Annotated in this window: 17 protein-coding genes and 1 pseudogene; 10 read left to right on the forward strand and 8 right to left on the reverse strand. The window is 71.6% G+C overall.

Annotated features, from left to right (window positions below; genetic code table 11):
- The 4 genes and pseudogenes from D7X55_RS14575 to D7X55_RS14590 all read right to left on the reverse strand — a co-directional run.
- Positions 1–971, reverse strand: a pseudogene (locus D7X55_RS14575) (OmpA family protein); the annotation flags it as partial.
- Entirely contained in the window at positions 968–3,022 is a 2,055-nt protein-coding gene (gene traA / locus D7X55_RS14580) for an outer membrane exchange protein TraA (protein WP_199746969.1), read from the reverse strand. The gene traA and the pseudogene D7X55_RS14575, both read right to left, overlap by 4 nt.
- Before the next feature lie 138 nt (positions 3,023–3,160).
- A complete protein-coding gene (locus D7X55_RS14585; RefSeq protein ID WP_121723368.1) occupies positions 3,161–4,225 on the reverse strand; it encodes a hypothetical protein in 1,065 nt (354 codons plus the stop codon).
- Positions 4,226–4,312: 87 nt separating this feature from the next.
- Positions 4,313–6,052, reverse strand: coding sequence for a GTPase (locus D7X55_RS14590; RefSeq protein ID WP_121723369.1), 1,740 nt, complete (start codon positions 6,050–6,052; stop codon positions 4,313–4,315).
- Positions 6,053–6,162: 110 nt separating this feature from the next.
- On the opposite strand from D7X55_RS14590, the gene D7X55_RS14595 reads away from it, so the two are divergent.
- Entirely contained in the window at positions 6,163–7,542 is a 1,380-nt protein-coding gene (locus D7X55_RS14595; RefSeq protein WP_121723370.1) for a thioredoxin family protein, read from the forward strand.
- A 19-nt stretch (positions 7,543–7,561) separates the two neighbouring features.
- Here D7X55_RS14595 and D7X55_RS14600 read toward each other — a convergent pair whose 3' ends face one another.
- Together D7X55_RS14600 and D7X55_RS14605 are read right to left on the reverse strand one after the other, a co-directional pair.
- Positions 7,562–8,710, reverse strand: a complete 1,149-nt coding sequence (locus D7X55_RS14600) for a metallophosphoesterase (RefSeq protein ID WP_121723371.1) — start codon at positions 8,708–8,710, stop codon at positions 7,562–7,564.
- Between the two features lie 42 nt (positions 8,711–8,752).
- On the reverse strand, positions 8,753–9,880 hold the full coding sequence (locus tag D7X55_RS14605; protein ID WP_199746968.1) for a LuxR family transcriptional regulator: 1,128 nt from the start codon (positions 9,878–9,880) through the stop codon (positions 8,753–8,755).
- Positions 9,881–10,270: 390 nt separating this feature from the next.
- On the opposite strand from D7X55_RS14605, the gene D7X55_RS14610 reads away from it, so the two are divergent.
- The 5 genes from D7X55_RS14610 (at position 10,271) to D7X55_RS14630 (ending at position 17,982) form a co-directional block, all read left to right on the forward strand.
- The gene (locus D7X55_RS14610) at positions 10,271–11,446 is read left to right on the forward strand and encodes an alanine racemase (RefSeq protein ID WP_121723373.1); all 1,176 of its coding nucleotides are present in this window, start codon (positions 10,271–10,273) and stop codon (positions 11,444–11,446) included.
- Positions 11,447–11,450: 4 nt separating this feature from the next.
- Positions 11,451–12,812, forward strand: a complete 1,362-nt coding sequence (locus tag D7X55_RS14615; RefSeq protein ID WP_120547568.1) for a D-arabinono-1,4-lactone oxidase — start codon at positions 11,451–11,453, stop codon at positions 12,810–12,812.
- 159 nt (positions 12,813–12,971) lie between these two features.
- On the forward strand, positions 12,972–13,904 hold the full coding sequence (locus D7X55_RS44635; protein WP_233609853.1) for a hypothetical protein: 933 nt from the start codon (positions 12,972–12,974) through the stop codon (positions 13,902–13,904).
- Positions 13,901–16,741, forward strand: a complete 2,841-nt coding sequence (locus tag D7X55_RS14625) for a DUF4105 domain-containing protein (RefSeq protein ID WP_121723374.1) — start codon at positions 13,901–13,903, stop codon at positions 16,739–16,741. Before D7X55_RS44635 ends, D7X55_RS14625 begins: the two co-directional genes overlap by 4 nt.
- Before the next feature lie 749 nt (positions 16,742–17,490).
- Complete coding sequence (locus D7X55_RS14630; protein WP_233609854.1) at positions 17,491–17,982, forward strand: DUF4198 domain-containing protein; 492 nt, start codon at positions 17,491–17,493, stop codon at positions 17,980–17,982.
- A 9-nt stretch (positions 17,983–17,991) separates the two neighbouring features.
- Here the strand turns inward: D7X55_RS14630 and D7X55_RS14635 are convergent, their stop codons facing one another.
- The gene (locus D7X55_RS14635; protein ID WP_158616186.1) at positions 17,992–18,327 is read right to left on the reverse strand and encodes a PilZ domain-containing protein; all 336 of its coding nucleotides are present in this window, start codon (positions 18,325–18,327) and stop codon (positions 17,992–17,994) included.
- 127 nt (positions 18,328–18,454) lie between these two features.
- On the opposite strand from D7X55_RS14635, the gene D7X55_RS14640 reads away from it, so the two are divergent.
- Entirely contained in the window at positions 18,455–18,976 is a 522-nt protein-coding gene (locus D7X55_RS14640; RefSeq protein ID WP_120547571.1) for a GreA/GreB family elongation factor, read from the forward strand.
- On the opposite strand, the gene D7X55_RS14645 is transcribed toward D7X55_RS14640, so the two are convergent.
- Entirely contained in the window at positions 18,973–19,683 is a 711-nt protein-coding gene (locus D7X55_RS14645; RefSeq protein ID WP_121723376.1) for a class I SAM-dependent methyltransferase, read from the reverse strand. The genes D7X55_RS14640 and D7X55_RS14645 overlap by 4 nt on opposite strands.
- Before the next feature lie 136 nt (positions 19,684–19,819).
- Here D7X55_RS14645 and D7X55_RS14650 point away from each other — a divergent pair, with 136 nt between their 5' ends.
- The 3 genes from D7X55_RS14650 to D7X55_RS14660 form a co-directional block, all read left to right on the forward strand.
- Positions 19,820–20,308: a hypothetical protein gene (locus D7X55_RS14650; RefSeq protein WP_167510785.1), complete on the forward strand. Its 489-nt coding sequence runs from the start codon at positions 19,820–19,822 to the stop codon at positions 20,306–20,308.
- A gap of 144 nt (positions 20,309–20,452) precedes the next feature.
- Positions 20,453–21,178, forward strand: coding sequence for an SDR family oxidoreductase (locus D7X55_RS14655; protein ID WP_120547573.1), 726 nt, complete (start codon positions 20,453–20,455; stop codon positions 21,176–21,178).
- Positions 21,175–21,754, forward strand: a 580-nt coding sequence (locus D7X55_RS14660) for a dihydroneopterin aldolase (RefSeq protein WP_147470111.1), incomplete at its 3' end; no start/stop codon positions are given. The genes D7X55_RS14655 and D7X55_RS14660, both read left to right, overlap by 4 nt.

Raw genomic sequence — 21,754 nt, forward strand, 5'->3', positions numbered from 1 at the left:
GGCGGGGGCGGCTCCTTGAAGCGCTCGATGGCCTCCCACTCGCGCGTCTTGGCGGGCACCCAGAGGATGGACGTGAAGAAGCTCAGGTTCGGCGACGCCAGCGAGCAGCCGCAGCCCAGGCCGCCGCCGAACGTGAACGTCACGCCCAGCGAGCTGTACCAGCGCAGGCCGATGAGCAGCTCCGCGGGAATCTGCCGCTCCTGGCCCGGAGCCTTCTTGAGGCCGACCGCGCCGTTCACCATGCCGAGCGCGGTGATGCCGCTGCCGCGCAACAGGGGCACCTCCGTGCCCAGGCCGAACGGCGCCATGTCCCCCAGCTGCACGCCGCTGAAGATGACGTCCGGCCGCTTCCAGAAGCCGCCGTTGAAGGCGAGGAGGATGCCGGACTCGAAGCGGTAGTCGAGCACCAGGCCCGGGGCCCAGGTGAGCTCACCGTCGCCCGCGAAGGCCTCCTGCACGCCGGTGGGGAAGCTGACGTTGAGCGTGAGTGATGCGCCCCAGCCGTGCCCTTCCGCGGAGCGGCGCAGGCCGGGGATGGCCACCTTGCCCATGAGGCGCAGGTCGCCCAGCGCGAAGCTCTCCACGGGGCCTTCGGTGCCGATGACCTCCAGGTTCTGTCCGCCCTGCAGCAGCACGAGCGGCATGTCCACGCCGACTTCGAACCAGTCGAAGAGGCCGACGGTGGCCATGACGTCCAGCTGGAGCCGGTTGCCCACGAGGCTGATGGAGCCCAGGTCGCCGTCCTTGGGGACGAGCGAGAGCGGGTTGATGGAGTAGCTGAAGTAGGGCCCGGCGGAGACGGACAGGTGGGACAGGGGCCGGGACTGGGTGACCATCACCAGGTCCTGCGGCGCGCCGGAGGGGCGGAAGACCTGGATGTTGAAGCGCGGATCCGGCGCGGCGTGGGCGGCGGTGGACAGCGCGAGGGCCAGCAGCAGCGGGAGGAGCGGCGGCGTGCGGGAGGGCTTCATCGGACGCGGCGGGCGGAGCGCAGAAGGAGGAAGCCCAGCGCGAGGGTGACCAGCATGGCGGTGCTGCCGGTGGGGGTGTCCTCGGCGGTGGTGCCGCAGCAGAAGGCCCCGCCCTGGGGCTCGGTGCCGGGCTTGCGGCGGCCGCGTTCGCACTGCTGGGTTTCGGCGGAGCAGAACTCCACGCCCAGGCAGTCGCCGCTGTCGGCGCACGTTTCGAGGCAGGTGTTGGTGTTGAGGTCGCAGGTTCCGCCGCAGGGGCAGTGGGCGTCGGCGAAGCACTCGACGCACGCGGAGCCGTCGCACACGAGCCCTTCCGCGCACGTCACGGCGCAGGCGCCGGTGTTGGAGCAGGTGCGGGTGGTGGGGTCGCAGGTGCCGCTGCCGCAGTCGGAGTCGTTGACGCAGCCCACGCAGACGCTGTTCTGCACGGTGCCGTCGGAGAGGCAGAAGGGCGTGTCGCCGCCGCAGGAGTCACAGCGGGGGCCGCAGCGCTTGTCGGTGGTGCAGGAGCCGCACTCACCGCTGACGCAGGTCTGGCCGTCGCCGCATTCCAGGTCGTTGCGGCACTGGACGCAGACCTCGCCGTCGAGACAGTAGGGGCGCTCGCCGGGGCACTTGGAGCAGCCGGGGCCGCAGCGGTCGGAGGTGTTGCACTCCGGCACGGAGTCGACGCAGGCGCCGTTCAGGGTGTCGCAGCGCTGGCCATTGGAGCACTGGCTGTCGGTGGTGCACTCGACGCAGGAGGGCGGGGCGCCGGGAGTGGGCGCGGCGCACTGGGTGCCATTGGGGCAGCAGTTGCAGGAGTTGCCGGCGCAGGAGTCGTTGGTGTTGCAGGGCGTGCAGACGTGGTTGGAGCACGACTCGCCGCGGGCGCATTGTGTGTCTTCGTTGCACTCGACACAGGTGTTCGCGGTGAGATCACACACCTGGCTGCCAGGACACTCCGAGTCGGCGGTGCACTGGACGCAGTTGTAGTTCGGCTCGTCGCAGACCATTCCGGAGCCGCAGTCGGAGTCGCGGATGCAGCCGGTGCACGTGTTGGTCGTGGTGTCGCAGCGGCCGGTCTTGCAGTCACTGTTCTCGGTGCATGCGACGCAGGTGAACTGGCCATTGACCTGCGCGCACTTGTCGGTCGGTGCGCACGGAGTGCACGTGTCGCCGCACAGGAGGTTCGTGTCGCAGGGGGCGCAGAGTGCAGCGGAGTTACAGTAGTAAGCCGGACCACAAGTGCCATTGCCGGGCTGATTGGCGAACTGGCGGTTGCACTGGACGCATTGGTCCAGGTTGCCCGGGAACGACGGCCGACCGGTCTCTGTCTGGAAGAGCTGCGCGGGCTGAACCAGTGTGAAGCCAGCGGGGGCGAGCGGAACGACCGGGGGTTGGTTCGCGGGCCGATCGAAGTCCGTAAATGCACCGTCCAGGACGGCGAACTCCAGTGCTGCATGCTCCACGATCTGCACGTAGAGCAGCTCAATGGGATAGAGCCCGGACTGGGTAAAGGTGACGGAGTTGGTGGTACGCCGTGTTGCTGCACCGAGTTCCGGTGGCCGGATGACGATGTCGTAGCGCTTGCTGGCCTTGTCGAACAGGACAAGGCTGATGGCATCGTCGGCATAGAAGCCGAAGTGCAGAACGCGCCCAACCATGTCCTGAGTGACGTTCAGGTAGCCACGAAAGCGAGAGACGAATCTGAAGCTCGGGTCGTTGTAGTGAAAGGGGCAACCGCCCTGGGCACATCCCGAGACCACGTTGACGAAGTCGCCGAAGCTCAGCACGCGACCGTCGTTCAGGTTGTTCGACAGGTCGAACGTGGAGCGCAGCACGGAAGTCATGCGCGTCCCGCTGTTCTCCTCCATGTATGCATTCAGGACATCCGTGTAGAGCGACTGACTTTGCGGATACTCCGCCGCAGTGCGCGTCCACACGTTGGACGCCATGCAAAGCCCTGTCCCGGTATCCGGCGGAGAAGGCGCAGCCGGTGCCCCATCCACCACTACAGCCGGCAGCTTCTGCGCCACGGCAGGCGCGCTCGCGAGGCACACGGCGAGCAGGGACAGGGCGGCAATCGCGCGGGCGGGGAGGGGAGCTGTGCGCAAAACGGGCGCAGCCTTACAGATTAGGTTGATGTTCTCAACCTTCCGTCCCTCGGAGCAACAGTCAATCAGGACAGCACGCAAAACCTGTAACCGTCACGCGCGCCGGCAGGCGACATCCCCGTCCTGCGAACGGATGAACGCCGCGGCCAGTTCGCTGCCCAGCGCCGCGCACAGCACCTCGTACGTCCGCCGCCGTGCTCCACCGAAGAAGCCCGGCTGCCGGGTCAGCGTCTCCGGGTGACGCACGAAGACGTTGTACCCGAGGATGCACCCGTCCGCGCGCAGCACGGTGATGCCGTCCGTGGCCATCATGCCGCGCAGGAGCTGCGCGGCCGCCCGCACCGCCGACCCCGCGCTGCCATCCTGGGTCGCGTGATGCCGGTCCAGCAGCGACACCACGTCCATGGGCCGGGGCAACAGGATGCCATCCACGAACAGCGCCGACCCCGCGCGCTCCCGGGGCAGCACCGCCACCAGCGTGCCGTGCGAGGACTGCATCACCTCGAACATCACCCGCCGGAAGAAGCCCCGCGCGTACTCACGACTGGAGGGCAGGACCTGCTCGGTCACCGCGCTCGCCAGCGTGTCCAGCACCACGGAGGGCGGCTCCAGGTCGATGCGCGCGCCGGACAGGTACACGTGCCGGCACAGCCCGCCGCCTCCGCGCAGCTCGATGATGTTGTCCGCCAGCTGCAGCACGCCCACCACGCGCGAGCCCCGGTCCGGCGCGTGCCGCAGGCGCTCCAGCGGCGTGTCCGCCAGGGGAAACGGATCCGTGCGGAAGATGCCGTAGGTGAGGCCCGCGGAATCGCGCAGCAGGTACAGCGCCCACCAGCGCCCCTGTCCCAGCGGCGCGCACTGCTTGAGCGCCCGCTGGATGGTGGCGCGGTTGCGCGGCCCCGAGCCCAGGGGAATCGGGTCGTGTCCGCCCAGCAGCTCCATCATCGCGCCCAGGTCGTCCCCCAGGAACGCGGTGGGGAACAGCAGCGCGCCCTCCTCGCGGTAGCGCGACAGCGTCACCAGCAGCTCGCTGAGCGCATCCGCCGTCTGCGGACACGTCATGTCCGCCTCGTCGAGGAACGCACTGACGGACTCGGTCAGCAGGTGACGGAACGACAGGATGAGAGGGGAACCCGCCTCCGGGCCCGGACCAGTCATGGCGGACCCAGCATGACGCATCGGTGGCGATGAGGCACGAAGTCTCGCCTCCCTCCCGGAGGCGAGGCCCTGTCGGGAACCGGCCGCCTACTCCGCCGCCCGCCGTGCCGTCTCCAGGGTGGAGGCGGTGCGCAGCCACCCTTCCGCCTGGGCGTCCAGGTGGGACAACAGGTCCGCGAAGAAGCGCGTCTCCATCGCCTGCGCCAGCGTGGCCCCGTGCGCGTCCGCCCACTTGCGCGTCACCGTCGCGCGCACCTGGGCGCCCAGGAGGTCCACGAAGCGCTCCAGGAGCGGCGTGGACAGGAGCGTCCCCGCCCACACCACCGCGTCATGGCCCAGGCCTCCGGTGGCCACCGTCACCACCGCCGCCGCGCCGGACGGCACCGAGTACACCAGCGTGGTGAGCGCCTGGAGCAGCTCCTCGCGCATGCCGCCCTGCAGCTCGCTGCCCACCAGCTGGCGGCAGAAGTCATACAGCGTGGCCCGGTCCGCCGCGTGCGCATGCAGCGAGCCCAGGTCCAGCGGCGCATCCAGCCGGCCAATCATCGCGGGCCCGAACGCCTGCGCCAGCTTCTCCCGGGTCTCCGCGTCTCCTCGCCACGCGGCCACCTCCGGAGCGAAGGCATCCACCAGCCTGCGCAGCCCGTCCTTCAGTGACTCATCCACCGCCTGCGTGGGCAGCGCCTCCTGGGGCCGGGGCCCGGTGAAGGAGTCACGCACCTTGCGGCTCACGAACGTGAGCGCCGTGGCGAGCCCGCGGAACGGCAGCCGCACGAACCGGTGGAACGTGCTGCGCGCATCCAGCTCATCGCGGAACGCGTCCACCAGCACGTCCGCGGGCACGGCCTTCAGCGCCGCCTGCGCGCCAATGCCTTGCAGGTCGTGCCGCAGCCGCTGCCGCAACCGCTCCGGCTCGCGGGCCGCGCGGGTCGCGGCACGTGACACCGCGTCCAGCTCCGAGCGCGCATCCGACAGCGACGCCTCCAGCGCCCGAGCCTTCAACTCGCGCGCATGCTCCGCCTGGCCCAGCAGCGCGGCGAGCGGCGGCCGTCCATCCAGCGCCTCGGTGGCCAGCGGCTTCAGCCCCGCCTCCACGTCCGGCTGGTGCGGCGCCAGGTAGCGGGCAATCGGCGGATGGCCCACGTCCTGCGCCAGCTTGTCCAGGTGGCCGCGCGCCACGTCCTCGCGCGTGGCCTCGTTGTAGACGAGCAGGTACGGCTTGCCGTGGCCCACCGCCGCGCGCAGGAAGTCCACCAGCGCCGCGTTCTGGTACGTCTGCCGGCTCACCACGAACACGAGCACGTCCACCGTGACGAGCAGCGCCTCGGCCCGCTCGCGGTTGTCGCGGTACACGCTGTCGAAGTCCGGCGTGTCCATCACCAGCAGCCCGCGCGGCACGGCCTCCGACAGCACCAGGTACAGCCGGCCGGCGGGCCCGGGCTCGTCCACCGGCGCCACCGTGCCGTCGGCCACCGGGACGATGTCGTAGCGCTGGGTGAGCACGTCCTTCAGCGCGCCCGTCCATGTCTCCGCGTGCGCCGCGGCCAGGCACTGCTTGGTGAGTCCGCCCTCGGGGCGCGCGGGGGACAGGGATGCCTTCGCCAGCGCGTTGAAGAGCGTGGACTTCCCGACGTTGTTGGGTCCGGCGATGGCCACGAGGAGCAGCGGCGCGTCGCCGGAGCCCAGGCGGGGCAGCAGGTCGCGGCGCAGGCGTTCGGCCAGGCGTCGGGCGACGTCGGCGTCAGCGCTGTCGGGGAAGCGCTCGGAGGCGGGCAGGGCGTCCAGGGCGGACGCGAGGGCGGTGCGCAGGGCGCGAGGGTCCTTCATGGGCATAGGGGCCGGGCGCAGGACAGCACGCAGGCCGCGTGGTGCCCAGCGCGGTGTGCGCGCACTGTCCACCGGGGACACCCCAGAAGAGGCGCGCTAGGGTGCGCCGCATGCGCTCCTTCCTCGCCTGCCTGCTCCTGTCGGGGTCCATCGCCTGCACGGCCACGAACGCCAACGCGCCCGCGACCGCGTCCGCCGAAGCCCATGCCGAAGGCCCGCTGCCCTTCATCCCGGACGACTACGCCCGCGCGCTCGCGGAGGCGAAGGCGAAGGGCGTGCCCCTGTTCGTCGACACCTGGGCGCCGTGGTGCCACACCTGCCGCTCCATGCGCGCGTACGTCTTCACGGACAAGGCGCTGGCGAAGCACGCGGGCCGCTTCGTGTGGCTGGAGCTCAACACCGACCTGACCCAGAACGCGGTGTTCCAGGAGAAGTACCCGGTGGAGTTCTGGCCCACCTTCTTCATCATCGACCCGCGCGAGGAGAAGGCCCTGTTGCGCTTCGCCGGCAGCGCGACGGTGCCGCAGCTGGAGCGCCTCTTCGAGGACGGCGAGCGCGCCTACCAGGGCGGTGCCACCGGCGCGGACGCGCTGCTCGCCCGGGGCGACGCGCTCTACGGTGAGCGCAAGCCCGCGGAGGCCGCCGAGTCCCTGTCGCTCGCGCTCGCGGAGGCGCCCGCGGACTGGTCCCGCCGAGGCCGCGCGCTGGAGTCGCTGCTGATGGCGCAGTACGGAGCGAAGCAGTACGTGCCCTGCGCACAGAAGGCGGTGGCGGAGCTGCCCAAGGTGCCGCGCTCGCTGAACCAGGCCAACAGCGTGCTCAACGGACTCAGCTGCGCGCTGGCCATCCCGGAGGGCACGCCCGAGGCCGCGGACCTGCGGCACACGCTGGAGGCGAAGGCGCGCGAGGTGCTGGCGCCGCCGGCCATCGACATGGAGGCGGATGACCGCTCCGGCCTGTACGAGGTGCTGGTGGAGGCGCGCAAGCAGGACAAGGACACGGCGGGCGCGAAGCAGGTGGCCCAGGAGTGGCTGACGTTCCTGGAGGGCGAGGCCGCGAAGGCGCCGAACCCGGAGGCGCGCAGCGTGTTCGATTCGCACCGCATGCTCGCGGCGATGACGCTGGAGCAGCCGCAGCGGGCCATCCCCGCGCTGGAGCAGAGCGAGAAGGACCTGCCGCAGGACTACAACCCGCCCGCGCGGCTCGCGACGCTGTACCGGCTGTCCGGCCGGCTCGATGACGCGCTCGCCGCGAATGACCGGGCACTGGCGCGGGTGCAGGGCGCGCGGCGGCTGTCCGTGCTCTCCGGCCGCGCGGACATCCAGGTCGCGCGCAAGGACACCGCGGGCGCGGTGAAGACGCTGGAGGAGGCGCTGACCTTCGCGAAGACGCTGCCCGCCGCGCAGGTGTCTCCGCGTCAGGTGGAGTCGCTGGAGAAGAAGCTCGCTGGCCTCAAGTCGCCGGCTGCTGTCCCGGGCGCCGCGCCGTAGCACCCGTACTTGCGAAGGTTCACGGAGCCAGCGGCACCGCGCGACGGGCGTCCAGGTCGAACAGCTGGAAGTCCTCCGCGCGGCCCTCGCGCATGGCGCCGTCGGTGAACACCATCACCGCCTCGCCCGGACCTGTCGTTGGCGGCGGGCCGTGCGCGTAGTCCACGCGCGTCCCGTCCGTCACCAGGTGGCGCAGCACTCCGTCGCGCACGGGACCGGGTGACACCAGCTCACGCACCCGCTTGTCCCGCGTGTGGCCCACCACCTGGATCAACCCCAGCGGCAATCGCCGGGGATCGAACCTGCGCCGGGGCGTTCCCCGCACGCGCTCCGCGTCCTCGGAGGCCAGGCTGGGCCGCTGGTAGAAGATGCCCACGCCCTCGCCATCCTTCGCATTGCCCGGATGGTGCAGCCCCGGCAGCACGAGCGGCCCGCCCTTCCACGCCGCCACCGCCCGGTCCATCACGCCGTTGAGCGCCTCCGCCACCGCGCGCGCATCCGCCCACCTTCCAGGCTCCAGCCCCACGACCCCCAGGTCCTCACGCGTGACGCCCGCGTGCAGCACCAGCAGCGAATCCCCGGCCGCGTGCGCCACGCGGAAGCGCCGTACTCGCAGCAGGTGCTCCACCCACGCGCGCTGCTCCCCGGTCCAGGTGCTGAAGTCCCGCGCCGCCAGCTCCGCGCTCGGCAACCCGGGCCAGCGCTGGAGGAAGGCCCGCTCCTTCTCCGCGTCCGTGTCGTCCCCCGCGTAGACCCGGTCCGCCTCCACCTGGGCGGCGCGGAACGTCACATCCGTGAAGTCCGCCAGCTCCCCCACGCGCCCCAGGTCGTGGTTGCCCAGGAGCATCACCGCCTGGTCCGCCGGATGCGACGCGAGCCACGCCACCAGCCGGAGCGCGCTCGACGCCACGCGCTCCCGGTCCGCCGCGGGCCCCCAGTCGAAGTGGTCGCCCACGGACACCAGGCACACGTCCGGCCGCAGCCCTCCCTCTTCGTCCAGCAGCCCGTGCAGCGAGAGGATGGACAGCACCCGGTCGAAGTCCGCCTGCGGGTCCCCCATCGCCACGTGCAGCGTGCGGCGCTGGCCGTCCGCCGGTACCGCGTGGGGCCCCTTCGCCACCGCCGCGTCCGCGCGAGCCAGCGCCTTCCTCAAGAGCGCATCATCCATTCCTCCATCCTAGTCACGCCCCGGGCACTGCCCACCGGTGCGTCAGGACTGGAAGAAGCGCGAGATGAGCGCGGAGCGGCTCTCCACCTGGGCCTTGTTCAGCAGGTGCGTGACGTGCACCTCCACCGTGCGCTCGGCGCAGCCCAGGTGCAGGGCGATGGCCTTGTTCGTCTCTCCCTGCACCACGTGCTCCAGCACCTGCGCCTCGCGCGCGGTGAGCCCCCAGCGCTGTGTCAGCACCGGCAGCCGCGACGTCGGCTCCATCGGCGGGCCGGGGTCCAGCACCAGGTAGTGGTCCGGCGGCCCCTGCGTGCGCAGCGGCCCGGAGGAGAACAGCGGCCCCGTGCCCGGGGGGCTGCGCAGACACGCGCGCACCTGCGCCGCCAGCGCCCCGGAGTCCTGCTCCCACCGCGCCTGCCCCGCCTTGTTCGCGTGCATCACCCGGCCGCTGAACGTCACGACCCACGCGGGCCGCCCCAGCACCTCCAGCGCCGCGCCCAGCGCCGGACCCAGGAGGCCCGCCTCGCGCAGCCGCCGGTCCATGGCCATCCGCCGCTGGATGGCGGGCGTCAGCGCCTGGAGCAGCCGCTGCTCCCGCTCCGTGAAGGGCTCGGCCCGGAAGGCGCCCACCCAGCCCAGCATCATGTCGCCTTCGCACACCAGCACCCGCAGCTGCGCCAGGTGCTCCAATCCCAGCTGCCGGTAGAGATTGGACGCGTACCCGGCCAGCTGCGTCCGCGCGTGCTCCCACTCCGCCTCGGTCAACCCCAGCCGCTCCCACAGCGGCCCTTCGCCCTCGCCCGTGATGGGCAGGGCCCGGAGCGGCTCGGAGATGCCCAGGGGCGAGAAGCGCATGGCCCGGTTGCGCTGGGCCAGCGGCGGACGCGCGGGGTCGAAGTAGCCGAAGCGGCTCCCCGCCGGTGGCAGCGCCGCGTCGAACAGCTCCGTCAGGACGGAGGGCGGCTGGGGGAAGCCCACGCCGTGCACGAACGCCGTGTGATAGCGGTCCGGGCCCACGTCCACGCCGTAGGCCGCCGTCCGCTCCGCGCGCAAAGCGCCTCGGAGCGCGGCGAGGACCGTCGGCAGGGCCTCGGAGCCGGGCTCCAACCCCTCCAGCAGGCCCTCCAGCTCCTGCAAGAGGCGTTGGTCCTCGGAAATCAAATCAATCACGATTTGCTTACTATAGCCGTTGGGGGCAATTGGAAGACTTGGGAGGTCGGGAGTGGAATCAGTGCTTCCTCCGCCTGTCCAGGTGGGAAGTGATTCCGGCTCCCCCGAGTCGTTTAAGACTCGCGTGATTTCCTCAATAGAAATGACTTTCGGCTGACGGCACCATGGCGTTCCGTGCCCTTCCGGGGGGGTGGGCCGACCCAGGAGTCGAAGCATCCGTGTGCGCGCGCGCCGGGCGTTCCCCCAGGAATGTCCGGCGCGCTGCCCCTTTTCCGGCGCCTTCCCCTCACTTGTCCACCACCCCACGTGATGGGTACCACCGGGCCCCGGACATGCCGGAGCGCGGCGATGATGAGCGCTCCCGTCGTGAAAGCGTCCGGAGGCCCTGACATGCCGCGTGATTACGCCTACTACGCCCGGGCGTTGGAGGGACGGAGGCTGCCCCTGGCCTTCGCGGACCTGGACCTCCTGGGCGAAAACGCGGCCGCGCTGCTGCGGCGCGCAGGAGGGAGGCCGGTGCGGGTGGCCACGAAGTCGGTGCGCTGCGTGGCGCTCCTGCGGCGGGTGCTCGAAGGGCATCCCGGCTTCCAGGGCCTCATGTGCTTCAGCGCCGACGAGGCCGTGCGCCTGCGGGAGCGCGGCTTTAGCGACCTGCTCATGGGGTACCCGGTCGTGGATGCCGAGGCCCTGGCGGAGCTGTGCCGGCCGCCAGCGCCCGTGACGCTGATGGTCGATTCGGCGGAGCACGTGGCGCTCGCCGCGCGCGCGGCGCGTCTGCACGGGACGCGAGCGCCGCTGTGCCTGGACGTGGACCTGTCGGTGGACCTGCCGGGCCTGCGCTTCGGGGTGCACCGCTCGCCGGTGCGCTCGCCGGAGGCCGCGCTGGCGGTGGCCAGGAGCATCACGGCGGAGGGCGACGCCGTGTTCCTCGCGGGCGTCATGGGCTACGAGGCGCAGCTCGCGGGCGTGCCGGACGCGGCGCCGCACGCGGGGCCGAAGAACGTGGTCATCCGCGCGCTCAAGCGGGGCTCGGTGGGCCGCGTGCACGCGCGCAGGCAGGCGGTGGTGGCGGCGCTGAAGGAGGCGGGCTTCACGCCGCGCTTCGTGAACGGCGGAGGCACGGGCAGCCTGGAGTCCACGCGCGAGGACTCGAGCGTCACCGAGCTCACCGCGGGCAGCGGCCTGTACTCCCCGGCGCTCTTCGACGGCTATCGCGGCTTCCACCATCAGCCCGCGGTGGCCTTCGCCATCCCCGTCACGCGGCGCCCCGGCCCGGGCCTCTTCACGCTGCAGGGCGGGGGCTACGTGGCCTCCGGCTCGGCGGGGGTGGACAAGCTGCCGGTGCCCTACCTGCCCGAGGGCGCGAGGCTGCTCCCGCTGGAGGGCGCGGGCGAGGTGCAGACGCCCATCGCGTACGCGGGCCCGGTGCCGCTGCCCCTGGGCGCGCCGGTGTTCTTCCGCCACGCGAAGGCGGGCGAGGTGTGCGAGCACTTCCGCACGCTGCTGCTCATCTCCGAAGGACGCGTCGTGGAAGAGGTCCCGACCTACCGGGGTGAATGGGGGTGACGGCATGACGACCGAGACGGCGAAGACGAGGACGTGGCGCAACTGGTCCGGCGCGGTGGTGGCCCATCCGTCCGGCTTCCTCCAGCCGGAGTCCGTGGACGCGCTGAAGGCCGCGCTCCGCGACGCCAGCGCCCAGTCGCGCACCGTGCGCGTGGTGGGCAGCGGCCACTCGTTCCCGCCCCTGTGCGCGACGGATGAGACCATGGTCTCGCTCGAAGCGCTGCGGGGCCTGGAGTCCGTGGACGCGTCCGCGCGCGAGGCCGTGGTGTGGGCGGGCACTTCCTTGCGCGAGCTGGGCTCACTGCTCGCGTCGCACGGGCTCGCGATGGAGAACCTGGGCGACATCAACAAGCAGTCGCTGGGCGGCGCGCTGGGCACGGGCACGCACGGCACGGGCGTGGGGCTGGGCATCCTCTCCACGCAGGCGGCGGCGATGACGCTCGTCACGGCGAGCGGCGACGAGGTGCTGTGTTCGGAGGACACGTCTCCGGAGCTGCTCCAGGCCGCGCGCGTGTCGCTGGGCTCGCTGGGCGTGGTGACGCGGGTGCGGCTGCGCCTGTTGCCCGCGTACCGGCTGCGGCTGACGCGCCGCAACCTGGGGCTGGAGGAATGCCTCGCGGGGCTGGATGAGGCGCGCGCTCGCCACCGGCACTACGAGTTCTTCTGGTTCCCGCACTCCGACCGGGTGATGACCAAGGCGATGGACCTCACGGACGAGACGCCGCACGGCGTGGGCGTGGGGCGCTGGTTCAGCGAGATGGTGATGGAGAACGCCGTCTTCGGCGCGGTGAGCCGCGCGTGCCGGATGCGGCCCGCCCTGTGCGCGCCGGTGAGCCGGCTGTCCGCGAAGCTGGCGTCGGAGGGCGTGCTGGCGGGGCAGAGCCACACGCTGTTCGCCACGCCGCGCCTCGTGCGCTTCCAGGAGATGGAGTACGCCGTGCCGGTGGAGCGCGGGCCGGACTGCCTGCGCGAGCTGTCCGAATACATCACGCGCGAGCAGCTGCCCGTGCACTTCCCGGTGGAGTACCGCTTCGTGCGCGGCGACGACGTGTTCCTCAGCCCGGCGCACGGCGGGGACCGCGCGTTCATCGCGGTGCACCAGTACCGGGGCATGCCGCTGGAGCCCTACTTCTCCGGCGCGGAGGCCATCTTCCGCAACCACGGCGGCCGGCCGCACTGGGGCAAGCTGCACACGCAGACGGCGGCGACACTGAAACACCTGTATCCGCGCTGGGACGACTTCCAGCGCGTCCGCGAGCAACTGGACCCGGAGGGGCGCTTCCTCAATCCCTATCTGAGACGTCTCTTCCTGGAGGAGGGCGCCCGCCGGACCCGGGGTGAAATCGGAAGCGCCCGGCTCGCCTGAGGCGCGAAGTCCGCGACGCACCCCGGGCCCGTGTTTTCGCGCCGTATCGCGTCAGACGATCCACCAACCTCCCGATAATGCACAATTCATCTCCCGGCATGCCGTTGGCTAGGGCATGCCCCGGCGCCAGGCCCGGTGGCGCCCTTTCGAGGGGGATGGATGCGGACGAAGTCTTCGTGGAAGCGCGTGGTGACGGCGTCGATGCTGGTGCTCGCCGTGGGGTGCCGCACGCCCGCCGCGGGCCTGAGGGGCGCGGAGGTCTCGGAGTCGGGTGCTTCGAGCCAGGGCGACTCCAGCCAGTCGGAGTCGGGCAACTCCAGCCAGGGTGACTCCAGCCAGGGCAACTCCAGCCAGGGTGACTCCAGCCAGTCGGACTCCAACGGCTCCAGCGACGAGGGCTCCAGCGAGTCGGGCTCGGGCGAGTCCAGCGACTCCGACTCGGGCAACTCCAGCCACGGCGACTCGAGCCGGTCGGACTCGAACTCCTCGGGCTCCAGCGACTCCAGCGACCACAGCTCGGGAGAAGGGGGCTCCAGCCACTCCGGCTCCAGCGAGCACAGCAACTCGGGCAGCAGCGAGTCGAACCAGGTGGACCAGGGCGACGACTCGCGCACGCGCAGCGAGAGCAGCAACGGCCGCGAGAATCAGCTCCTGTCCACGGCCACGGTGGCGCTGACGGTGATGGGCCTGGGCATCGTCATCTGGCAGTCGTACGCGAGGGCGGAGCGGCGCAAGGGCAAGCACCGGCCCTCGCCCAGGGAGGTGGGGCACGCGGCCCAGGTGTACCTGCGCGCCCGCACGCACCAGCTGCGCGAGGACCTGGCGCTGGGCGCGGGCCCGACGGTGGAGGACCTGGCGCAGGCGGCGCGCATCCGCCGTGAGAACCTGGACGTCTTCGGCAAGCTGCTGCGCACGCACCGCCAGGAGCTGCTGAAGCTGGCGGACGCGAAGACGCTCACGCCCGAGCGCGCCCGCGCCTGGCTGGAGCGCGTGGGCGAGCTGGCGCGCACCGAACCCCGGCTCGAAGAGGACCGGCAGGCGTTCCTCCTGGAACAGGAAGGGGCGGCCCAGACAGCCGAGGCCCTTCAGTGAGGCCCCGCCCGGCCTGGGTGGCAGGGCTCGCGGTGCTGCTGCTGCCCGCCCTGGCGCGGGCAGAGGACGCCCCGGGCCAGCTCGCGGTGCCCACGTTCCTGAAGGAAGCGTCGGAGACCGCCCTGGCCACGCGGGTCGCGGCGTTGGAGGCCACCGCGGGCATCGTCCTGCGCGGCGACGCGGCGCGGGATGCGTGGCTCGTCACGGACGTGGAGGCGGGGCTCGAGGCCCTGCCTCCCGCGATGCGCCGTCCGCCCGGAGGCAGGTTGGAATTCGTGCTGCACCCGGAGCCCGCGCCGCTGGGGCTGGGTGACGGCACGAAGGCCCGGCCCGACTGGTCCGAACAGCGCGAGCAGTTCCACCTCTACCGCTACGCTCCCTCCGAGGAGCGCCGGGCCACGCTGCGCCTGTCGCGGCTGACCGACACGGAGTCAGCGCACCTGTGGCGCCGCCGCGCCGTGGTGCACGCGGTGATGCAGCGCTGGGACGACGCGCGCGGCTGGAGCAAGCGTCCCCAGTGGCGCCGGCTGGACGGGTGGCTGCTCCCCTTCGAGCGGCCCCTCACGTGGAAGGAATCCGCGAGCATCACCTACGCGGGCGCCTTCAGCCGCGCCCGGGGGCAGGTCAGCGCGTCGTTGGACTTCGTCACGTTCGCGGAGGAGCTGTTCGTCCCCGTGGAGTCCCTGCGCCCGGACGCGCTGCCCGTGGATGATCAGGTGCGCTGCCAGGAGTTCTCCAAGGCGCGCGCCCTGTCGGAGTTCATCACGGAGGCGCGCCTGGGCACGCTGCCCGCGAAGGGCGGCTGCCCGGCCTTCGACGCGTGGGCGGAGGCGGACGCGCTCTCGCACCTGGAGGTCCTGCTCGTCGCGGCCTCGGGCCGGCAGCCCCAGTCGCTCTTCGGCCACCTCCTGCTGCGCCCGGTCTGGCGCGAAGGCGCCAGGGTGCAGGGGCCCGGCTTCGAGCGCGTCGTGCAGTTGGTGGCGCTCACCGGCATGGAGGAGAAGGGCCTGGGCTACCTGATGAAGGGGATGACGGGCGGCTACAACACCGTCTTCCTCACGGGCACCCTGGGCGACATCACCCACGAATCGCTGGAGCTGGAGCAGCGCACCATCCGCCGCTTCCGGTTGAACCTCACGCCCGGCGAATCCCAGCGCATGCTGGAGCGCATCTGGGAACTCGAGCGTCGCGGCTACCTGGGCTACTACTTCTTCACCGACAACTGCGCCGCCGCGCTCCTGTTCCTCCTCAACGGCTCGCTGGAGAACGGCCGTCACGTGAGCGCCCCCGGCATGCTGTGGGTCCTGCCCACCGCCACGCTGGACACGCTGGCCAAGACGAACGTCGTGGACGCGAAGGGGGGCACGGTGCCGCTCCTGGAGCACGTCCCGGACGCCTTCGAATCCACCGGGGACCGCGCGCGGCGCGCCAGGGTGGAACAGGAACGGCTGCTCACGAAGCTGGCCACGCTGCTGCCGTCCAGGGCGCTGGAGCCCCTGCACCACGTGCACCGCCAGCTCCAGTCCCCCGAACCCGGCGTCCGCCGCCAGGCCTACGCACAGCTGCCGCACGCGGTGACGACGGCGCTCGATGCCCGTGCGGACACCCGGGAGGCCCTGCACGCCTACGTCGCGCACGCGGTGCGGGTGGAGCGCGCGGCGGTGGATCAAGCCGAAGCGGAGAAGCTGGCCATCGAACGCGAGCGCCTGGTCGCCGTCGAGCTGAAGGGCGCGGGCGGCGCCGCCCAGGGCGTCAAGGACCGGCAGCGCCTCTTCGAGCGCGAGGACGCCATGCAGCGCAAGCTCGCGGTGCTCGACCGCACGGCCCTGCTCCAGCAGGCCCTGGACACCGCCACCAAGCGCCTGCCCACGCCGGACGAGCTCAAGGCCCTGGTCCGCGCGGAGCACACCGAAGCCGCCTTCGCCGCGGCCACCGAGGCGCAGGGCACGCTCAACGACGGACCGTTCGCGGACGTGGATCCGCGCGTCTTCCTGGCGAAGGACCACGAACAGAAGAAGGAGGCGGAGACCACCTGGGCCCGGGGCGCGCTGCGTGAGTCCGGCGCGGCCCGCATGGTGGTGAGCGGCGGCGTGGACTTCCCGGAGGTGGGCGCCGCCCGGCCGGTGGTGAGCCTGCGCACCTCCGCGATGAATGAATCCCTGGGCGACGCGCGCCTGCACGGCTTCCAGTCCAGCAGCGAGCTGCGCGTGCTGGACGGAGAGCTGTCGGTGGAGCCGCGCTGGGGCGTGCCGCGCATCATCGGCTCGCGCCTGACGCTGGTGGGCTACCGCACGCTGCTCCCGGAGCTGCCGCAGCAGCAGCGGTCGTTGTCCGATTCGCTGGGCTGGGGCGCGGAGGCGAGGATGTCCACGGACATCGACCGGCCGCTGCCCTACCGCGCGACGGTGGAGGCGGAGGCGCTGGGCGTGGTGGCGGCCTCGGAGCGCTTCGACACCTTCCTCGCGGTGGGGCTGGGGGCCCAGGCCACCATGGCCTGGACCCGGGGAGAGACGGTCCCGCACGTCGGGCCCCGTCTGTCATTGGCCCATCGCACGGGCCTGCCCGGTCCGGGCAACAGCGCGCTGCGCCTGGAGGCCACGTACGTGCCTTCCTGGCGCATGGGCATCACGCCCGGCTTCACGCACGAGGCGGACGCGACGCTCCAGGTGGAGTGGTACCTGGGGCGCGTCGCCCGCTGGAGCGTGCTGCTCACTCCCCGCGCACAGGTCCACTGGGAGGGGACACTTGCGTCGTGGGCAGGTCCCGGGAGAAGTCTCGCGAGCCTTCCGGAAGGACTGGCGCGACATCGCCTTGCGTTAGGAGTGGAGCTCCGCTGACGTACTGCGTGCGGAAGACGGGGAACTCCCCGGTGAACACCGGACGGCTGGAGGCGCCGCAGAGGGCGCCGATGAACATGCCGATGACGTGCAGCAGCGTCCAGTTCCCCCAACCCAGGCCCAGGAAGATGCGCTCGCCGCCCACGCTGAAGACGTTGAAGGCCACGTAGAACGCGGCGGGCACCACCACCGAGGCGACGAGCGCGGCGCCCAGTGCCCGGCGGGGGCGGCCCGCGTGGAAGCCTCCGAACGTGCCGGCCAGCAGGCCGTTGAACAACGGAATGAAGAACGTGACGGTGCTGATGAGCACCATCGTCAGCACGCTCACGTCGAACCGGTTGTGCTTCAGCGTGAAGCGGCTCTCCTCCACGCGCACGCCGGGCGGAATGGCCACGTAATCGACTTGAGCGTTCCTCAGGTGGAGGTAGTCGCTCGAATTCGTGATGCGATCCGACGCCTCCTTGTAGGTCTCATCCATGGCGCATTGGCCTCCGTGCGGGCGGGGGAAGGACGTGCCCGGACACCTTGGGAGATGGTGCTGGAAGCGGGCGGGTGGAAGGGCTGACGGCTCCACCGGTCCCTGAGAAGGAGGGCGCATGCTCCGCCTGCCCGCCGGGAATTTCCGCGACCCGGCGTAGGGGCGGATTCCATACCCGGGGGCCGTCACACATCGGAGACTTGGCGTCCGGTGGCTGGCGGCTATGCTGCCGCGCCTTCAGACGTACCGCTTCCCAGCCTGGATGGATTCCATGAGCCTTCGCCGCAACCTGCTGACCGTCGCCGTCCTCTCCTCCGCGCTGCTGTCCGCCTGCGCGCTGCGCCCGCGCTACAACGACATCGTGAAGGCGAACGGCGCCACCTCGCTCCAGGAGGGCCAGCTGGTGGTGCTGCGCGTGCTGGACACCGCGACGGGCAAGCCGGTGAAGGGCGCCAAGGTGCTCGGCGGCGAGTACCGCAACCACCTCAACGCGACCACCGATGAGAACGGCGAGTTCTCCATCAAGCTCGACCCGGGCATGGTGAAGGAGAACCCGCTGGTGGAGGTCGTGCTGCCCAAGGGCGTGAGCCACTACAGGCTCCAGGTGGTGCCCTCCGGTCAGGCCCCCGCGCCGGAAGGCGACGCCATCCCGGCTCCGGCTCCCACCGGGTCCTCCACCTCGGAGTCGTCCGCCACGCCCGCGACGCCCGGTTCTCCGTCGGAGACCGCGGCCCCGCCGAACCCCGACTCCACGACGAAGTAGGCTTGGCCGTCAGGTGAACCAGCGCACCAGGCGCCTGCCCTGCAGGCGTCTGAATGCGACCAGCCGCCGCTGGAAGTCCTCGCCAATGGTGACGAAGCGCACGCCGCAGCGTCCCCGCGTGCGCTCTCCCGCGGAGCGGCGGGCCCACATCACCCGGGCCTGGAACGGCACCTCTTCATCCCCCAGCAGCAGCGCGCCTTCCACGAGGTCGCCCGCCTTCATCGGCTGGAGCATCTCCGCGCAGAAGCCGCTCTCCGACACATCCCGCGTGTAGAGCGGCAGCATGCCGCGCAGCCGGACGGCCAGGCGATGCTCGAAGCGGGGCACGGCTCGGGGGAGGTGCATGCCCTGAAGTCTTGCGGATTCCGTCTGGAGAGTAAAATTGCGCCAATAGAAAGCAGGCGGGCAGGCGGACCCTGGATGCAAAGCCTGGGAAACGTTGAGAAATTTCCCTGACAGGAGGGCACGGCCCATGTCGAAGGCATTCACCAAGGAAGACGGGGGCGGCGACGAGGGGCTCACCCCCGCGCGTCCCCGGTCGACGTCGGCGGAGCAGCGCTACATCACCCCGGAGGGCTACCGCGCGCTCCAGGAAGAGCTGCTGGAGCTGCAGGGGCCCGTGCCCCGGGACTGGCCGGAGCTGGAGGCCGGCGTGCGCAAGCGTGAACGGGAGCGCCGCGCGCGCGAGCTCACCGCCATCCTGGAGGACGTGCGCGTGGTGGCGCCGGATCCATCGCAGGCCGGCCGCGTCTTCTTTGGCGCGTGGGTGGTGCTGGAGGACGAGGACGGCGCGCGCATGCGCTACCGCGTCGTCGGTCCGGATGAAGCGGACGTGAAGGCGGGGAGGTTGAGCGTGGAGTCCCCGCTGGCCCGGGCGCTGTTGGGCAAGGAGGCCGGCGAGGCCGTGCAGGTGGAGCGTCCGCGCGGCACGGTGGAGTACGAAATCCTCGCGGTGGAGTACGCGGAGTCCGAAGCCGCGGCGGCCGCGCCTTAGGGCCGCTTCGTTGCGATGACGGTGACGAGCCGGCCGAAGGGCTCCGGCATGTCGCCCTCGCGCACCTCCACGTCGAACCCCGCCGCCTCCAGCAGCGCGCGGGCGCGGGGCACGAGGAACGTCAGGTAGTACATGACGAACGGCGGCTTCCAGAGCGCGTTGCGCACGCGCATGGCGGCGTTGAAGCCCTTTGCCACCCAGTAGCCGGGGTTGAGCGCGGACGGCGGCTGCCCGGTGACGAAGACGAAGCGGCCGCCGGGCTTCAGCGCCCGCGTGATGCCCTCGACGAGGCGCGGCTCGTCCTCCTCCAGGATGTGCCCGAAGGCGCCGAAGCTGGTGACGAGGTCGAACGCCGCGTCGAAGGGCAGCGCCAGCGCGTCCCCCCGCACGAAGTCGAGCGTCGCGTTCCCCGGCGCATCCGCGAGCCGGCGCCGCGCTTCATCCAGCATGCCCTGGCTCAGGTCGAACCCGACGACGCGCTCGCGGCACAGCGGGCGCAGCACGCGCATGGCGGCGCCGGTGCCGCAGCACACGTCCAGCGCGCTGCCCACGCTGCCCACGTGCGCGAGCGCGGCGTGGAGCACCGGATCCGGCGTGCGGAACGGCGTGTGCTCGAACTTGGGCGCGAGCAGGTCGTAGCCCTCCTCCACGGAGGTGAGGGCCTGCCGTGCAAGCTCGCGGAAGGTGGGGCCGTCGCGGTGGAACATGACCGGAGATGTACCCACATCCCCCGGAGCCCGCCACCCCGCGGCCCCTGATGTCGAGAAGGACTCGACGGGATTTGAATGTTCCGGCGGGGGCCCCGTCAGTCAGGACAAGCAACTCGGACGGAGGATGGAAGACATGGCTTTCAAGCTCGGACTCGCGACCCTGGCCTTCGGTGCAATGCTGCTCGGTTCCTCCACGTCGTTCGCGGCGGACTGGCGCGGCCCGACCCGGGCGGACGCGCAGTGGGGCGGCCAGCAGCGGTACTCGGGCGGTTGGGCCTCCGCGCCGCAGGGCCAGGCGTTCCGCTACGACGATGACGACGCGAAGACGCGCCGCTTCATGGGCTGCCGCGGCCCGAACTGCAACTACGGCCCCATGCCGCGCGCGGTGGACTCGCGCGGCCGCTACGAGCTGCAGACGGTGGAGCGCTGGGTGCCGGCGCGCTACGAGCAGGTCTGGGTCCCCGAGCAGTGCGTGTCCCGTGGCCGCCACGGCCGCCACGTGCGGTGCACGCCGGGCTACTACGACCAGCAATATGTGCCGGGCGGCTACCAGGCGGTGACGGAGTGGGTCTGGGTGCCGTACCAGGGGCGCCGCTGGCAGACGGTCGTCTACTACCCGTAAGCCAGCACGCGGAAGAACTCTCAGGGGAAGAACGACGCAGGGGAACGACGCGGGGCGGTGCCTGGAGTGGGGACTCCAGGTGTCGCCCCGCGGTGTTTCGTGCAGGTGCCTTTCGCGGGCGGGCCTGTTAGGCAGGGCCCGCATATGGGGACCGCATTCATCACCGGCGCGGGCGTGCGCGTGGGCAGCGCGGTGGCGCGAGCGCTGGGCCGCGCCGGCTACGACCTGGCGCTTCACGCGAACCGCTCCATGGAGCCGCTGGAGTCACTGGCGGCCGAGCTGCGAGCGCTGGGCCGCGACGTCACGCTCCACGGCGCCGACCTCTCCGATGCCCAGGCCGTGGACGCGCTGGGCGCGGAGGTCCGCGAGGCGCATCCCGCGCTGGACGTGGTGGTCCACAACGCGGGGCTCTACGAGCGGGTGGACTTCGAGGCGGTGACGCGCGAGCAGTACCGCCGCATGCTCGCGGTGAACGTGGACGCGCCGTTCTTCCTCACGCAGGCGCTGTTGCCGTCGCTGCGCGCGGGCAAGGACCCGCTGGTGGTGCACCTCACCGACATCGGTGGGGAGCGGGCGGTGAGCCACTACGCGCACTACTCGGTGAGCAAGGCGGGGCTGGTGATGCTGACGCGCGCGCTGGCGGTGGAGCTGGCGCCGCACGTGCGCGTCAACGCCATCTCGCCGGGCGTGGTGGCCTTCCCGGAGGACTTCGACGAAGCGGCGCGCCAGGACGTGCTCCAGCGCGTGCCCATGGGGCGCGAGGGCAGCGTGGAGGACGTGGCGCGCACGGTGGTGTTCCTCGCGCGCGAGGCGCCTTATCTCACCGGGCAGGTCATCGCCGTGGATGGTGGAAGGAGCGCGCAGCTGTGAGCCATGAATCCGTGTGGAACCACCCGGTGGTCACCGACGCGCAGGGCCGTCCGCTGGACGTGATGGAGCTGCGCGGGCTCACGGTGGACGTCATCGTGGGCCTCTACAACCGCGAGCGCGTGACGCCGCAGCCGCTGCGCCTGGACGTGGCGCTCTTCCTGGATGCGAGGCAGGCGGCGGTGGGCGGGAGGCTGGCGAACACGGTGCATTACGGACGGCTGGCCGGAGAGCTGCGCTTCCTCCTGGATGCGTGCCGCTTCGAGCTGTTGGAGTCCGCGGCGGAGGCGGTGTGCCGCTACCTGCTGGCGCCGCCCACGGACGCCGCGCCGCACGCGCTCCTGCACGCGGCCACGGTGCGGGTCACCAAGCCGGAGGCGCTGACGGGCTGGGCCATCCCGTCGCTCCAGGTGCACCGCACCGCGGAGGAGATGGTGTACCGCACGGAGGCGAAGGCCTTTGGCCACGTGGACGTCATCCACGAGGGCGCGACCTACGGCGTGTACCGGCTGCGCGTGGAGGCGGGGAAGGCCATCCCGCCGCGAGCGGACGGCCACACGGAGGGCATGGAGCTGGTGC

The organism is Corallococcus sp. AB049A, from assembly GCF_003668885.1.
Taxonomy (GTDB): Bacteria; Myxococcota; Myxococcia; order Myxococcales; family Myxococcaceae; genus Corallococcus; species Corallococcus interemptor.